This is a genomic window from Xanthomonas sp. NCPPB 1062 (genome assembly GCF_041481705.2).
GTDB classification, from domain to species: Bacteria; Pseudomonadota; Gammaproteobacteria; order Xanthomonadales; family Xanthomonadaceae; genus Xanthomonas; species Xanthomonas euvesicatoria.
In genome coordinates this window covers 1,595,951-1,610,344 of sequence record NZ_CM192987.1, presented here as the reverse complement: position 1 = coordinate 1,610,344, position 14,394 = coordinate 1,595,951, and the positions used below count along the sequence as shown (strand labels likewise).

Sequence of the window (14,394 nt, the reverse complement as noted above, 5' to 3'; positions counted from 1 at the left end):
CGGCGTCAAGAAACATCTTGACGAAGTCATCCGTAGGACATCGCACTTTTGCCAATAAAGCGAGTCAGGACAGCTAGATAGCGTGTGAATTCGGCGTTATGTTTGGCACAGCTGATGCATTGCAGGGAAGGCGACGACTCGTCGCGTCATCAATGACCAGAACGGTCAAGGAAATGTCCATGCGTACTGTCCGCCCTGTCCTGCTATCGCTCGGCCTGCTTTCGACCATTGGCATGGCGAGCGCGGCAGACACCACCACCTTCAACGTCAAGATCGCGGTCACCAAGGCCTGCACGATCACCGCCGCATCCGCCACGGACGTCGACTTCGGCTCGGTACTCTCGACCTCGACCGCCAATGCGGACGCCAACGGCAGCGTGACGGCCCAGTGCACCGCATTGACGCCGTACAACATCGCACTGAGCGCGGGCAGCAATGCCGGGACTGCCAACGACGTCACCACCCGCCGCATGAAAAATACCGACGCGCTGGTGACCACCAACAACTACATCGCCTACCAGCTCTACCAGGATCTGGGCCGCAGCACGGTCTGGGGCAGCACCACCGGCACCAACACGCTCAGCCGCACCGCCACCGGCCTGAACCAGGTCTACCCGGTCTACGGCCGCGTGACCAACCCGTCGGCCAACAATCCTGCGACCGGTAGTTACCAGGACACGATCACTGCCACGATCGTCTATTGAGCCCGCGCATGCCTGTGCATCACCGCCCGTTGTCACGTTTACCTGCCTGGCTGATGTCGGCCGGGCTGGCGATGACGCTGGTCATGACCAACGGCGCCGTGCCGACGCCGGCGCATGCCGCCAGCCTGCAGTTGGCACCCACATCGCTGAGCCTGAGCGCCCAGCAGACCGCCGACGGCCTGTGGCTGAGCAACAGCGGCAGCGCGCCGGTCCAGGTGCAGACCCGCGCCTATCGCTGGACCCAGCGCGATGGGCAGGATCAGCTCGACCCCACCCAGGATCTGCTGGTCAGCCCGCCGATGCGCACGCTGGCCGCTGGCGAGCGCCAGTTGATCCGGGTCATCCGTGCCGGGCCTGCCCCGAGCGGGCAGGAGCAGTGTTACCGCATCATCGTCGACGAGCTGCCCAGTGCCGATGCCGACCGCAAAGGCATGCAGTTCGTGCTGCGTTATTCGGTGCCGATCTTCCTGCTGCCGCCCGGCAACACCGAACCTTCGCCGACCCTGAGCGCGCAGGTGGTTGCCGGCAGCGATGGCAAGGCGCAGATCCAGATCAGCAATACCGGCACCGGCCATGCGCAGGTCGCCGACCTGCGGCACCAGGTCGATGGCGCAACCAAGACCGCGTTGAACGGCTTGGTCGGTTATGTACTGCCCGGGCAGACCATGCGTTGGTCGCTGGGTGCGCCGCTGGCGCAGTTCGGCCGCGGCACCATCATCGCAAGGATCAATGGTGAGGCTGACGAACGTATCTTGTTGGCCGCGCCGACGGCGCCTTGATGCGGCGCGGCTGGCGATGACGCTCCTTGCGACCGCCAGTTGCCTGGGCAGCGCCGCAGCCGGCGATCTGGCCGATGTGACGTCGCTTCCCGATCAGCCGCCACCCAGCGCTACGCCACAGCCGCAAACGCTGTATCTGGACGTGACCTTGAACCAGGCCGACCGCGGCTTGGCACCATTCGAACTGGTCGACGGGCGGCTACGCGGCTCGGTGGAAACCCTGCGCAAACTCGGCTTCATCCTGGCCGACCGCGTGCCTGGCGAATTGGTCGATCTGGACCGCCTGCCCGACGTGGAAGTGCGCTACGACGCGGCGCTGCAGCGGCTGGCGCTGCAGGCGCCGCTGGCGCAGCTGTCGTTGTCCACCACGGTGCTCAAAGCCGAAGAAGTGGCCCCGCCCAGCGCCACTGCATCGCCCGGCATGCTGCTCAATTACGACCTGTATGCCACCCGCAATGCCGGCGTCAGCAGCGCGTCGCTGGCCACCGAAGTGCGCGCGTTCGGCATCGGGCGCGGCATGGTCGATACCACCGCGGTCTTCCTGGGCTACGACCGCCCCCAGGACAAACGCTGGCGCAGCGAAGCGGTGCGTCTGGACAGTGCCTGGCAGATGGATTTCCCGGACAGCGCCACCAGCCTCAGCGTGGGCGATTTCTATAGCGGCTTTGTCGACTGGAGCCGCTCGATCCGCCTGGGCGGCGTGCAGATCGGCCGCAATTACGCCTTGCAACCGTATCGGGTGCTGACGCCAACGCCGAGCTTTCTCGGCGAAGCGGCAGTGCCTTCCACCGTCGAGCTGTATGTGGACGGCTTGCGCCAGTACAGCGGCCAGGTGCCGGCCGGCCCGTTTCAGCTGGCCGCGCAACCGGGCATCAGCGGCACCGGCCAGGCGCAGATCGTGGTGACCGATGCGTTCGGACGCGTGCGTCGGCTGGATTTCGCGTTCTATGGCACACCGCAGTTGCTGGCGCGCGGCATTTCCGAATGGTCGGCCGGCATCGGCCATCTGCGCCGCGACTACGGCGTGCGATCGTTTTCCTACGACCGACGCCGTGTGGCCAGCGCCACCTTTCGCAAAGGCCTGCGCGACGATTTCACGATCGAAGCGCATGCCGAAACTGGCGGCGGCGTGATCAACGCAGGCGCAGGCGGCGTGTGGCTGCTTGGCGTGGGCGGTGTGGTCAATGCCGCCTACGCGCACAGCCGGATGGACGCGCTACGGGGCGGCCAGTACGTGCTGGGCTACGCCTGGAACAACCGGCGTTTCAACGTCAATCTGGGCAGCCAGCGCACCCATGGCGATTATCGCGACCTGGGCGCACTGCAAGGCGCCCTGCCAGCGCGCGTCAGCGACCGCGCAGCACTCGGGGTCAACGTCGACCCGATCGGCTCGCTCGGCACCAGCTATGTGCGGCTGAGCTATCCGCAAGGCGATACCTCGCGCTATGCGAGCGTGTTCTGGTCGCGCAGCTTCGGGCGCAACTGGGCGGCCAATCTGTCGGGCAATCAGAATCTGGATGTCTCCAGCGATCGCAGCCTGTACCTGTCGCTGTCGACCACCTTCGGCGAAGTGCGTCAGGCCAGCGCATCGATGCAGCGCAACGGCGAGCGTACCGGCCTGGTGGCCGACGTCAGCCAGCCGCTGCCTGGCGATGGCGATCTGGGCGGCATCGGCTGGCGCCTGCAAGGCCGTGCCGGCGACGACGCCAGCGGCGGGCTGGCCGAACTGGGCTGGTTGAACCGGGTCGGCCGCTACAACCTCGGCGCCGCAACCCAGGACGGCGACAGCTTCGGCTATGCCAGCGCCAGCGGCAGCCTGGTGTGGATGAATGGCCGCACCTTCGCCGCGCGCGATATCCAGGACGCGTTCGCGGTGGTCTCCACCGACGGCCAGCCCGGCATTCCGGTCCGCCTGGAAAACCGCTTGATCGGAGTCACCGACGCGCGCGGCACCCTGCTGGTGACGCCGTTGCAATCGTGGCAGCGCAACCAGCTCTCCATCGACACCTTGAGCCTGCCGGCAGACCTGCGCGTGGACCGTGTCGACACCACGGTGACACCACGCCAGCAATCCGGCGTGGCGGTACGCTTCGGCATTACCCGCGTGCGCGCCGCCATCATCGTGCTGCACGACGCGCGCGGCGCGCCGCTGCCCGTGGGCAGCGTGGTGCAGCGCGACGGCAGTACCGAACGCGTGGTGGTCGGCTACGACGGCGAAACCTATCTGGACAATCTGCAACGCGACAACCGCATCCTGGTCGACCTGCCCGAGGGCCGTTGCGTGGCGCAGTTCGCGTATCCCGCCGATCCGGGCGGCATTCCGCGGGTGGGGCCGCTGCAGTGCATCCCTGAGCAGACCACGCCATGAGCATGTCCACGCTTTGGCGCCTGATGCTCGCGCTGACGATCGCGATGGTGTGGCTTGGGCGCAGCGAGCGGGCGCACGCGGAGACCACCTGCACCGTCACCCTCGGCACACCGTTGGCATTTGGCAACGTGGCGGCCAACGGCACCACCGATGCAGTGGCAACACTCAACGTTTCCTGCGCGACTGCCGCGCTCAGCGTGCTGGGCTACGCACAAGTCAGCCTCTGCCTGGACCTTGGCCCCGGCAGTGCCAGCAGCGGCGTGTATGCCCCTCGTCGCATGCTCAACTCCACCAGCGACAGCCTGGATTTCCAGATCTACAGCGAGGCAACCCGCACGCAGATCTGGGGCGCCACCGGGTCGGCGGCTCCCTCGCCGCGCACGTTGACACTGTCCTACAACGTGCCGGTCATCACCGGCGGCTCGCAGACCGCCACCATCACCGTGTATGGGCGGATTCCGGCCAACCAGATCCTTTCGGTCGGAAACCACACCAGCAGCTTTGGTGGCGCCGACACCGTGCTGCGCTACTCCTACAACGAAAGCATCATCGGGGTACCCTCGCTGCCGAGCAGTTGCACGGCAGGCGGCACCGGCTCCAAGACTGCCAGCAACGCCTTCCCGTTCACTGCCTCGGCCACCGTGCCGGCACGCTGCAATGCCTACGTCACCACCGACCTGGACTTCGGCAGCATTGCCGGCAGCATCGACACCGCCATCGATCGCACCTCCACCATCAGCCTGGCCTGCACCAACCGCACCGCCTGGAATATCGGCCTGGACAATGGCAGCAATGCCAGCGGCAGCGTGCGGCGAATGCGCCACGCCAGCAGCGCCAATTACATCAATTACGAGCTCTACAGCAATACCGGTCGCAGTAATCGGTGGGGCACCGTCATCGGGGTGGATACGCTGGCAGGCACCGGCAATGGCACCACCCAGACGGTCACCGTCTATGGCCGTGCGCCGGCCCCACAACTGCCGATTGCCGGCGCCTATACCGACACGGTGACCGTCTCCATCACTTACTGACAGTTAATAAAGTTCGTATCGGGGGCGTCGCTATTTGTTACGTCTCCAATGCAAACGATTGCCTCCATGACGCAGGTCACCTTCCTGAAGCGCTTGGCCCTGGCTGCTCTCGCTTGCGCCGCGACGTCTGCCGCCGCGAACGCAGCCACCGCGCGGGGGCCGGAAAATTCCACGCTCCACATCGGCCTGCGTCTGCTCAGCGGTTGCGAATTGCGTACCGCGCCGCCGCGCGCCAGTTGCTCCAGGGGCACGCCGATGGCGATCGCCGAGCCGCCCAGCAGCAATGAGGCACCCACCGTCACCAGCACCGGCCAGGACGCCAGCGCGCTTGCCGGGCCGCTGCCCGCCGGCAGCGCGCGCATCACCACCATCGCGTTCTGAGCATGGCCACTGCTCGCCACCTTCGCGATCTGTTGGCCTGGGCCCTGGCCCTGGGCTGTATGGCAGCAAGCGGGGCCGCCAGTGCTGCCGAGATCGCCATCGCGCCGACCACCGCGCACATCCCGGCCGACAGCGACCAGGCAACGGTCTGGCTCTACAACCAGGCCGCGCAACCCTGGCGTGCCGACGCCAAGCTCTACCGCTGGCGCCAGGACGGTGAGCGCGAACTCCTCGAGCCAGCCACCGGCGTCACGGTCAGCCCGTCGCACTTCGAAATTCCGTCGCAAGGCCGGCAGCTGTTGCGCGTGATCCGCCTCGGCCCCAGCCCCACGCAGGCCGAAGACAGCTACCGGCTCGTGGTGACCCAGCACGCGATCGGCAACGAGACCGACCTGCTGCGTTATTCCACCCCGGTGTTTGCACAGCCCAGCCAGGCCAGCGCAGCGCAACCGGCGTTGCACGCCAGCCTGGCCGGGCACGGCAGCCAGCGCGCGTTGCGTATCCACAATTCCGGCTCCAGCCATGCGCGCCTGGCCGACCTGGCCTATATCGATGCCGGCGGCACCCGCCGCAATATCCGCGGCGACCTGGCCGGCTACGTCCTCCCCGGCCAGACCCGCCAATGGGCCCTGCCCGCCAACCTGCCCGCAGGCAGCGGCCGCTTCGTGGCGCGTATCAACAGCGATATCGAAAGCACGTTGGCGCTGGAGCCGGGAATCGGGAATTGAGAATTGGGAATGGGTCAAGCCGATTGCGCTAGCTGATCGTGGGCTGGTGAAGGCCCAAGCGAACCAGGCTCTCCGATTCCCGATCCCGATTCCCGATTCCCGCCAATTGCGCCACGCCCACTCGCCAGCTATACTCCGCCGGCTGTTTTGCGTCTCTTGCGCATTGCGTCGTCCACGTCGGACGTCACCGACGAATTCACACCTGCTGCCGCCATCCGCGCCGGGGTGCCCTCACACAGGGTTCGTCGCGGAGGCAACAGGGAAGCCCAACCCCGGAATCGTGTGCGTTTTGATGCGAGCCCCTCGCAACAGCCCGCACATCCATGTGCGGACTTTTCAACCACAAGCCGCGCACGGCGATTCCGCTATCAGGAGTTTTTTCAATGCCCCAAGTCACCATGCGTCAGATGCTGGAAGCCGGCGTCCATTTCGGCCACCAGACCCGCTACTGGAACCCCAAGATGGCGCCGTACATCTTCGGCGCGCGCGGCAAGATCCACATCATCAACCTCGAGAAGACCGTTCCGCTCTTCAACGACGCGATGAACTTCCTCTCCTCGGTTGCGCAGAAGCGCGGCACCGTGCTGTTCCTGGGCACCAAGCGCAGCGCGCGCGAGTCCATCAAGGAAGAAGCCGAGCGTTGCAACATGCCGTTCATGACCCAGCGCTGGCTGGGCGGCACGCTGACCAACTTCCGCACCGTCAAGCAGTCGGTTGCCCGCCTGAAGGAACTGGAAGCCGCTGAAACCGACGGCACCTTCGACAAGCTGGTCAAGCACGAAGTGCTGGGCCTGCGTCGCGAGCGCGAAAAGCTGGACGCCTCGCTCGGTGGCATCAAGGAAATGAACCGCCTGCCCGATGCGATCTTCGTGATCGATATCGGCCATGAAGACATCGCCATCAAGGAAGCCAAGAAGCTCGGCATTCCGGTGATCGCCGTGGTTGACACCAACTACGATCCGGCCCTGGTCGACTACGCCATCCCGGGCAACGACGACGCCATTCGCGCCGTGCAGCTGTACGCACGCGCCGCTGCCGACGCCGTGCTGGAAGGCAAGGCGGCTGCGCCGAACTCCGCTTCGGTGCGCGAAGAAGAGTTCTCGGCCGAGTCCGCCGACGAAGGCAAGGGCCGTCGCGCTCCGGCCAAGAAGGGCGACAAGAAGGCTGACGCCGCCGAGTAATCGGCGTGCAATGCGGCCGCACCATGCTGTGCGGCCGCAGTCCCGACGGCGCCCTCGCGCTCCGTCGCTGAGGCTACTGCATACATCTACGGGGGCGGCGGCATGCCGCACCGTCTCCTACTGGCGGAATCGCTTCCGCCGCACGCATTCGTCCATATGAGGTAATTCCATGGAAATCACTGCTTCCCTGGTCAAGGAACTGCGCGAGCGCACCGGCGCCGGCATGATGGAGTGCAAGAAGGCACTCGTCGAAAACGCAGGCGACATCGACGCCGCGGCCGAGTGGCTGCGCAAGTCGGGCCTGGCCAAGGCCGACAAGAAGGCTGACCGCGTCGCCGCCGAAGGCCGCATCGCCACCGCCCAGGCCGGCGGCAAGGCCGTGCTGGTCGAAGTCAATTCCGAGACCGACTTCGTCGCCAAGGACGAAAACTTCCTGGCCTTCACCGAGGTCGTGGCCAATGCCGCACTGAACTCGGACGCTGCCGATGCCGAAGCGCTCAAGAGCGTCAAGCTCGACAGCGGCGAGACCATCGAAGAGCGTCGCGCTGCGGTGATCGCCAAGGTCGGCGAAAACCTGCAGGTGCGTCGCCTGGTCCGTATCGACAGCGCCAACAACGTCGCGGCCTATGTGCACGGCGGCCGTATCGGCGTGCTGGTCGAACTGAAGGGTGGCGACATCGAGCTGGCGCGCGGCATCGCCATGCACATTGCGGCGATGAACCCGCCGCACGTCAAGGCCTCCGACGTTCCAGCCGAATTCGTTGCCAAGGAAAAGGAAATCGAACTGGCCAAGATGTCCGAAAAGGACAAGGCCAAGCCGGCCGAGATTCTGGAAAAGATCATCAGCGGCAAGATCAGCAAGATCGTCAACGAAGTGACGCTGTACGGCCAGCCGTACGTGCTCAACACCGACCAGACCGTCGAGCAGGCAGTCAAGGCCGCCGGCGCCGACGTGATCGGCTTCCAGCGCCTGGCCGTTGGCGAAGGCATCGAGAAGGTGGTGGAAGACTACGCCGCCGAAGTGATGAAGCAGGCCGGCCTGGCCTGATCTTCCCCGCTCGGAAAAAAAGCCGCGGCATGCCGCGGCTTTTTTTTGCCTGTCGCTCGCGCATCCGCACACTGGCGCGAACCTGAAGCGAACGCATCCGGCACGGCGGCAAGCGGCCTCAACTCTACAGATGTCATCGGCATTGCCGTTACCTGAAGATGCCGACCAGGCTCTGGCGTTCCATCACGCATGTTTTGTGGCGCGGCGATGGCGGAGCATGGCGCGCCCTACTCAACGACCGCAGCTGTATGCTTGTGGCCACTGTTGGCGATGACTCATGCAACCAGATCTCCAGGCCGCCCTGCACTACTGCCGTAACCTGCCCTCGCCGCCCGGCGTTGCGTTGCGCATCATCGAACTTGCGCAGGATCCGGACGTGGACATGACCACCACGGCCAAGGTCATCGGCGTGGACATGGCATTGAGCGCACGTATGCTGCGGGTGGCCAATTCGCCGCTCTACGCCAGTCGCCGCCGCATCGACAATCTCGGCCAGGCGCTGACCATGCTCGGCCTCAACGCGACCTTGAGCCTGGCACTGGGCTTTTCGATGGTGCACGGCGTGCGCAGCACCTTCATCGCCCACCCCTTGCACGAGCGCATCTGGCGCCGCGCCGGCCTATGCGCGCTGGCCAGTCGCATCCTCGGCCAGGCCTACGGCATCCGCAAACCCGAAGAATTGATGCTGGCGGGCCTGCTGCAGGACATCGGCAAGCTGGCCCTGCTGCAGGGCGCGCCCGATCTATACGGGCCGCTGCTGGAACAGGCCGCCGACAACACCGCGCTGCTGGTTGCCGAACGCGAACAGCTGGGCGCCACGCATGCCGAAGTCGGCGCCTGGCTGGCGCATCAGTGGCAGCTGCCGCCGTATCTGCAGAATGCGATTGCGCAGAGCGAAGAAGAACCGGCAGGCCTGGAACCGTTCATGGCCTGCGTGGCGCTATCCGGGCGCCTGGCCGATATCTGGCTCTCGGCCAGCGCGGTCACTGCAACCGAACATGCGCAGCAGCAGGCGCAGGACGTGCTGGAGCTCGATGCCGAACGCTTCGAAAAAGTGATCGAACGCATCGCCGAATCGCTGCCGGAACTGGAGGCGCTGTTCGACATCCGCGTGCCGCAGCCCGAGCACATCCAGATGATCTTCGAGCAGGCGCGTGAACTGGCGATGCTGCGCAGTCTGCGCGAATTGCAGGACGTGGCCGAAGCGCGCCGGCATGCCGACGAATCGGAAAACCGCATGCGTCATCTGGCCGAACAGGCCAGCCGCGATGCGTTGACCGGGGTATTCAATCGGCATCAGCTCGGTACCGCGCTGACGCATGAGTTCGAACTGGCCTCGCGCCAGGGCTGGCCGCTGTCGATCGCCTTCATCGACCTGGACGACTTCAAGCGCGTCAACGATGCGCACGGACATCTGGTCGGCGATGAAGTGTTGCGCAATTTCGCGCAAACGCTGCAACGCATGGTGCGCACCAGCGACCTGGTGGCGCGCTACGGCGGCGAAGAATTCCTGGTGATCCTGCCCAATACACCTGCCGATGCGGCGCTGATGGTGATCGAACGCATCCTGGCCGAAACCGCGCGTACGCCGATGGCGCAACTGCAGGGCGGCCCATTGCATATCACCTTCTCTGCGGGTCTTGCCACGCACGGCGGTGCCGAGCGCCAGTTCGACAGCATCGACCATTTGTTGCAGGCCGCCGACAGCACGCTGTATCGCTCCAAGCATCGCGGCCGCAACCGCGTCACCGCGTACGATGCGACCGATGTACCAACGCCGCCGAACCCGCGCGCGCATTGAGCAACCGGTCACGCCACTGCCAACAAAGGAATTTTTACCACGCCAGGTGACAGGCTTCCGCTAGAATTGCCGGCGTTTGCCGATCCCCCACCCCCGAGGTTTCCCCATGTCCGAACTTTCCTATCGCCGCATTCTTCTCAAACTTTCCGGGGAGGCGCTGATGGGGGACGGGGATTACGGCATCGACCCCAAGGTCATCAATCGCCTGGCGCATGAAGTGATCGAAGCCCAGCAGGCCGGCGCGCAGGTGGCGCTGGTGATCGGCGGTGGCAACATCTTCCGCGGCGCCGGCCTGGCTGCCAGCGGCATGGACCGCGTCACCGGCGACCACATGGGCATGCTGGCCACGGTGATCAACGCGCTGGCGATGCAGGATGCGCTGGAAAAGCTCGGCGCCAAGGTGCGCGTGATGAGCGCCATCAAGATCAACGATGTCTGCGAAGACTTCATCCGTCGCCGCGCGATCCGTCACCTGGAGAAGGGCCGCATCGCGATCTTCGCCGCCGGCACCGGCAACCCGTTCTTCACCACCGACTCGGGCGCAGCGCTGCGCGCGATCGAGATCGGTGCCGACCTGCTGCTCAAGGCAACCAAGGTCGACGGCGTGTACGACAAGGACCCGAAGAAGCACACCGATGCGGTGCGCTACGACAGCCTGACCTACGACCAGGTGATCCTGCAGGGCCTGGAAGTGATGGATACCGCCGCCTTCGCACTGGCGCGCGACAGCGACCTGCCGCTGCGCATCTTCGGCATGAGCGAACCGGGCGTGCTGCTGCGCATCCTGCACGGCGAGCAGATCGGCACGTTGGTGCAGGGCCGCAGCTGAGGTCGGGAATCGGGATTGGGGAATCGCAAGAGCGCATGGCCGCAGGCTGCACAGCGATCTCCAACCCGGCGCCCGGCGTGAAAAGTGGCGCCAAGTGAACCGGCTGCGCGGGTGCTGACGGCCCGCGAGTCGTGAAACCCCAGTCCCGGCTATAATCCCCGGATTCAGCTCCACACGGATTCCGGCGATGCTCACCCAGATCAAACAAGACGCGCAGACGCGCATGACCAAGAGCATCGATGCTCTGCGCCATTCCCTCACCACCATCCGCACCGGCCGTGCCTCGCCGGCGCTGCTGGACGGTATCAAGGTCAAGGCCTACGGCGCCGATACGCCCCTGAATCAGGTTGCCAGCATCAGCGTGTCCGAAGGCCGCTCGCTGGTCATCAGCCTGTTCGACAAGGGCATGATCAAGGACGTGGAAAAAGCCATTTACGCTTCGGATCTGGGCCTGACCCCGACCGTGGTCGGCACCGTGATCCGCCTGAACCTGCCGCCGCTGACCGAGGAGCGCCGCAAGGAGCTCAGCAAGTCCGTGCATGGCGAGGGCGAAGATAGCAAGGTCGCCATTCGCAACATCCGCCGCGACGCCAACCAGCAGGTCAAGGATCTGCTCAAGGACAAGGCCGTCACCGAAGACGAAGCCCGCAGCGCTGAGGACGATATCCAGAAGCTCACCGACAAGGCCATCAAGGACGTGGATGAGGTCGTCAAGGGCAAGGAACAGGAATTGATGACGGTCTGATCGTGGCATCGCCTGCCATGCATCCAGTCCCTTCTGCTGCTGTGCCGCGCCACATCGCCATCATCATGGATGGCAATGGGCGTTGGGCGCAGCGTCGGCGGCGTCCGCGCATGATCGGCCATCGCGCCGGCGCGCGCGCGGTCAATCGCACGATCGATTTCTGCCTGGAAAAAGGCGTGTCGGCGCTGACCCTGTTCGCGTTTTCCAGTGAAAACTGGGGCCGTCCGCAGGATGAGGTCGACGCGCTGATGAAGCTGTTCCTGCATGCGCTCGACCGCGAGGTCGAAGAACTGCAGCGACGTGGCGTGCAGGTGCGCTTCATCGGCGACCGCAGCCGCTTTGCCGCACCATTGCGCGAGCGCATGGCCGGCGCCGAGCGCAGCACCGCAACGAACTCGCGGCTGGTGCTGAGCATCGCAGCCAGCTACGGCGGCCGCCAGGACATCGCAGCGGCTGCCCGCGCATTGGCCGAAGACGTCGCTGCCGGCCGCCTGCAGCCAGAGCAGATCGACGAAGCGCTGCTGTCCAGCCGGGTCGCCCTGGCCGACCTGCCCGCGCCGGACCTGTTCATCCGCACCGGTGGCGACACCCGCATCAGCAATTTCCTGTTGTGGCAGCTGGCTTACACCGAGCTGTGGTTCACCGAAACCCTGTGGCCGGAGTTCGATGCCGGCGTGCTGCAGCAAGCGCTGGACGACTTTGCCGGGCGTGAACGCCGCTTCGGCCTGACCAGCGCACAGATCGCCGACAAGGCGACGGAGAGCTCCTCCGCATGACCAAGACTCGCGTGATTGCCGCGCTGATCATGGCGCCGCTCGCGATTTGCGCGATCGTGCTGCTGCCCACCCAATGGCTGGCAGCGCTGGCGGCGGTCCTGTTACTGACCGGCCTGTGGGAGTGGCTCAAGCTCTCCGGGATCGACGACAGCCTGCCGCGCACCGTGCTTTTGACGCTCAACCTGCTGCTCATGGTGCTGATGGTGTGGGCCTCGGCCGGCTCGATGGTGCTGTTTCAGATTGCGTCGCTGGTCGGCGTGGCGTGGTGGCTGTTGGCGCTGCTGTGGCTGCGCTTTTTCACCTTCGGCGCCGATCATGGCAACGGCCAGGCGCGCGCACTCAAGCTGGCCGCCGGCACCCTGGCGGTGCTGCCGGCATGGGCAGCGCTGGTGCTGCTGCATGCCAGCCCGGACAAGGGCAACCTGTGGTTGCTGACCGCGCTGACCATGGTGTGGGCGGCTGACTCCGGTGCCTACTTCGCCGGCCGCGCGTTCGGCAAACACAAGCTGGCGCCGCGGGTCAGCCCCAACAAGACCATCGAAGGGTTGCTCGGAGGCCTGCTCGCCGGCATTGCGGTTGCCTGCGCATTCGGCTGGCTGGCCGGGCTGACGCTGGCACATGTGCCGCAGCTGGTGCTGGTCTCCGCACTGGCGGTGCTGGCATCGGTGCTGGGCGACCTGTTCGAAAGCCTGCTCAAGCGCCACGCCGGCGCCAAGGACTCGGGCACGCTGATTCCGGGCCATGGCGGCGTGCTGGACCGCATCGATGGCGTGCTCGCTGCCCTGCCGGTGTTCGCACTCGGCAAGGAAATTCTCGGATTCTAGGCATGGCTGGCTCCTCTCTCCGTCAGGTCGCCGTGTTCGGCGCCACCGGCTCGATCGGCGCATCGGCACTGGACGTGATCGCGCGCCACCCCGAGCGGCTGCGCGCCAGCGTGCTGTCGGCCGGCAGCAAGGTCGATGAGCTGCTGGCGCTGTGCGCCACCCACCGGCCTGCGCATGCGGTGATTGCCGATGCAGCGCTGTATCCCGCGCTGCGCGATGGCCTGCGCGCGCTGGGCCTGGCGACCCAGGCGCACGCCGGCGCCGAGGCGTTGGACGCACTGGCGAGCGGCGATGCGTGCGACACCGTGGTGGCGGCGATCGTGGGTGCGGCCGGGCTGCCGTCTACGCTGGCGGCAGCGCGCGCCGGCAAGCGTCTGTTGCTGGCCAATAAGGAATCGCTGGTGCTGGCCGGCGAGCTGCTGACCCGCACCGCAGCCGCCGCCGGCGCTGAAATCATTCCGATCGACAGCGAACACAGCGCCATCTTCCAGTGCCTGCGCTCCTGCGACGCCAGCCGCGGCGTGCGCCGGGTCATCCTGACTGCCTCCGGTGGCCCGTTCCGCGGCCGCGACCGCGCGGCACTTGCCGCAGTCACGCCCGCGCAGGCAGTGGCGCATCCCAAGTGGTCGATGGGCCCGAAGATCTCGGTGGATTCGGCAACCCTGATGAACAAGGGCCTGGAAGTCATCGAGGCGCATCACCTGTTCGGACTGCCAGGCGAGCAGATCGATGTGCTGGTGCATCCGCAGAGCCTGGTGCATTCGCTGGTGGAATTCGTCGACGGCTCCACGCTTGCCCAGCTTGGCCTGCCAGACATGCGCACCACCTTGGCGGTAGGCTTGGCCTGGCCGGAGCGGGTCGACTCCGGCGTCGGCGGGCTGGACCTGCTTCGCCAGGGCCGGCTGGATTTCGAGGCCCCCGACACCGCCGCGTTCCCATGTCTGCGCCTGGCCTGGGACGCGTTACGGGCCGGCGGCACCGCCCCGGCAATCCTGAACGCGGCCAATGAAGTGGCTGTTTCAGCCTTTCTTCAGGGCCAGGTGGGTTTCCTAGCGATCCCTGCGTTGGTCGAACACACACTGACAACGCTCCCGCGGCACAATGCCGATTCCCTCGACACCCTGCTTTTTGCCGATGCGCAAGCCCGGCAAATCACTGAACGCGCCCTCGCCCACCACGCCCTTCATGCCTGATCGTTC

At 65.9% G+C, this 14,394-nt stretch carries 14 protein-coding genes; all 14 read left to right on the top strand.

All coding sequences use genetic code 11. The annotated features are described in order from the left end of the window. Positions 1-179: 179 nt before the first annotated feature. Entirely contained in the window at positions 180-704 is a 525-nt protein-coding gene (locus ACCQ16_RS07055) for a Csu type fimbrial protein (protein ID WP_005911736.1), read from the top strand. 8 nt (positions 705-712) lie between these two features. Next, positions 713-1,483: a fimbrial biogenesis chaperone gene (locus ACCQ16_RS07050; protein ID WP_031421858.1), complete on the top strand. Its 771-nt coding sequence runs from the start codon at positions 713-715 to the stop codon at positions 1,481-1,483. A gap of 16 nt (positions 1,484-1,499) precedes the next feature. Continuing rightward, positions 1,500-3,851, top strand: a complete 2,352-nt coding sequence (locus tag ACCQ16_RS07045) for a fimbria/pilus outer membrane usher protein (RefSeq protein ID WP_277572877.1) — start codon at positions 1,500-1,502, stop codon at positions 3,849-3,851. Continuing rightward, positions 3,848-4,882 (top strand): Csu type fimbrial protein, encoded by a 1,035-nt coding sequence (locus ACCQ16_RS07040; protein ID WP_277572876.1) that lies wholly within the window; start codon positions 3,848-3,850, stop codon positions 4,880-4,882. The genes ACCQ16_RS07045 and ACCQ16_RS07040 overlap by 4 nt, the downstream gene beginning before the upstream one ends. A 48-nt stretch (positions 4,883-4,930) precedes the next feature. Continuing rightward, positions 4,931-5,263, top strand: a complete 333-nt coding sequence (locus ACCQ16_RS07035; protein WP_029819030.1) for a hypothetical protein — start codon at positions 4,931-4,933, stop codon at positions 5,261-5,263. Positions 5,264-5,265: 2 nt separating this feature from the next. After that, positions 5,266-5,991 (top strand): fimbrial biogenesis chaperone, encoded by a 726-nt coding sequence (locus ACCQ16_RS07030; RefSeq protein WP_029819029.1) that lies wholly within the window; start codon positions 5,266-5,268, stop codon positions 5,989-5,991. Between the two features lie 383 nt (positions 5,992-6,374). Continuing rightward, on the top strand, positions 6,375-7,172 hold the full coding sequence (gene rpsB / locus ACCQ16_RS07025) for a 30S ribosomal protein S2 (RefSeq protein ID WP_011346896.1): 798 nt from the start codon (positions 6,375-6,377) through the stop codon (positions 7,170-7,172). A 169-nt stretch (positions 7,173-7,341) separates the two neighbouring features. Then, positions 7,342-8,220 (top strand): translation elongation factor Ts, encoded by an 879-nt coding sequence (tsf, locus tag ACCQ16_RS07020; RefSeq protein WP_008578287.1) that lies wholly within the window; start codon positions 7,342-7,344, stop codon positions 8,218-8,220. 277 nt (positions 8,221-8,497) lie between these two features. Beyond that, a complete protein-coding gene (locus tag ACCQ16_RS07015; protein WP_277572875.1) occupies positions 8,498-10,021 on the top strand; it encodes a sensor domain-containing diguanylate cyclase in 1,524 nt (507 codons plus the stop codon). 106 nt (positions 10,022-10,127) lie between these two features. Further along, the gene (gene pyrH / locus ACCQ16_RS07010; RefSeq protein WP_005911727.1) at positions 10,128-10,850 is read left to right on the top strand and encodes a UMP kinase; all 723 of its coding nucleotides are present in this window, start codon (positions 10,128-10,130) and stop codon (positions 10,848-10,850) included. Positions 10,851-11,037: 187 nt separating this feature from the next. Further along, positions 11,038-11,595: a ribosome recycling factor gene (gene frr / locus ACCQ16_RS07005; protein ID WP_005921623.1), complete on the top strand. Its 558-nt coding sequence runs from the start codon at positions 11,038-11,040 to the stop codon at positions 11,593-11,595. Between the two features lie 17 nt (positions 11,596-11,612). Continuing rightward, on the top strand, positions 11,613-12,371 hold the full coding sequence (gene uppS / locus ACCQ16_RS07000; protein WP_011346894.1) for a polyprenyl diphosphate synthase: 759 nt from the start codon (positions 11,613-11,615) through the stop codon (positions 12,369-12,371). Further along, positions 12,368-13,195 carry a phosphatidate cytidylyltransferase gene (locus ACCQ16_RS06995; RefSeq protein WP_277572874.1) on the top strand — a complete coding sequence of 276 codons (828 nt, stop codon included), beginning with the start codon at positions 12,368-12,370 and terminating at the stop codon, positions 13,193-13,195. The genes uppS and ACCQ16_RS06995 overlap by 4 nt, the downstream gene beginning before the upstream one ends. A 2-nt stretch (positions 13,196-13,197) precedes the next feature. Next, the gene (locus tag ACCQ16_RS06990; protein ID WP_029819025.1) at positions 13,198-14,388 is read left to right on the top strand and encodes a 1-deoxy-D-xylulose-5-phosphate reductoisomerase; all 1,191 of its coding nucleotides are present in this window, start codon (positions 13,198-13,200) and stop codon (positions 14,386-14,388) included. The last annotated feature ends 6 nt before the right edge of the window (positions 14,389-14,394 follow it).

Bases quoted from the DNA above. Each gene is read 5' to 3' on its own strand.
- ACCQ16_RS06995 (WP_277572874.1), top strand. From the start codon at position 12,368: ATGACCAAGACTCGCGTGATTGCCGCGCTGATCATGGCGCCGCTCGCG.
- ACCQ16_RS07040 (WP_277572876.1), top strand. From the start codon at position 3,848: ATGAGCATGTCCACGCTTTGGCGCCTGATGCTCGCGCTGACGATCGCG.
- ACCQ16_RS07050 (WP_031421858.1), top strand. From the start codon at position 713: ATGCCTGTGCATCACCGCCCGTTGTCACGTTTACCTGCCTGGCTGATG.
- ACCQ16_RS07015 (WP_277572875.1), top strand. From the start codon at position 8,498: ATGCAACCAGATCTCCAGGCCGCCCTGCACTACTGCCGTAACCTGCCC.
- ACCQ16_RS06990 (WP_029819025.1), top strand. From the start codon at position 13,198: ATGGCTGGCTCCTCTCTCCGTCAGGTCGCCGTGTTCGGCGCCACCGGC.
- ACCQ16_RS07030 (WP_029819029.1), top strand. From the start codon at position 5,266: ATGGCCACTGCTCGCCACCTTCGCGATCTGTTGGCCTGGGCCCTGGCC.
- ACCQ16_RS07045 (WP_277572877.1), top strand. From the start codon at position 1,500: ATGACGCTCCTTGCGACCGCCAGTTGCCTGGGCAGCGCCGCAGCCGGC.
- tsf (WP_008578287.1), top strand. From the start codon at position 7,342: ATGGAAATCACTGCTTCCCTGGTCAAGGAACTGCGCGAGCGCACCGGC.
- pyrH (WP_005911727.1), top strand. From the start codon at position 10,128: ATGTCCGAACTTTCCTATCGCCGCATTCTTCTCAAACTTTCCGGGGAG.
- ACCQ16_RS07055 (WP_005911736.1), top strand. From the start codon at position 180: ATGCGTACTGTCCGCCCTGTCCTGCTATCGCTCGGCCTGCTTTCGACC.
- uppS (WP_011346894.1), top strand. From the start codon at position 11,613: ATGCATCCAGTCCCTTCTGCTGCTGTGCCGCGCCACATCGCCATCATC.
- rpsB (WP_011346896.1), top strand. From the start codon at position 6,375: ATGCCCCAAGTCACCATGCGTCAGATGCTGGAAGCCGGCGTCCATTTC.
- frr (WP_005921623.1), top strand. From the start codon at position 11,038: ATGCTCACCCAGATCAAACAAGACGCGCAGACGCGCATGACCAAGAGC.
- ACCQ16_RS07035 (WP_029819030.1), top strand. From the start codon at position 4,931: ATGCAAACGATTGCCTCCATGACGCAGGTCACCTTCCTGAAGCGCTTG.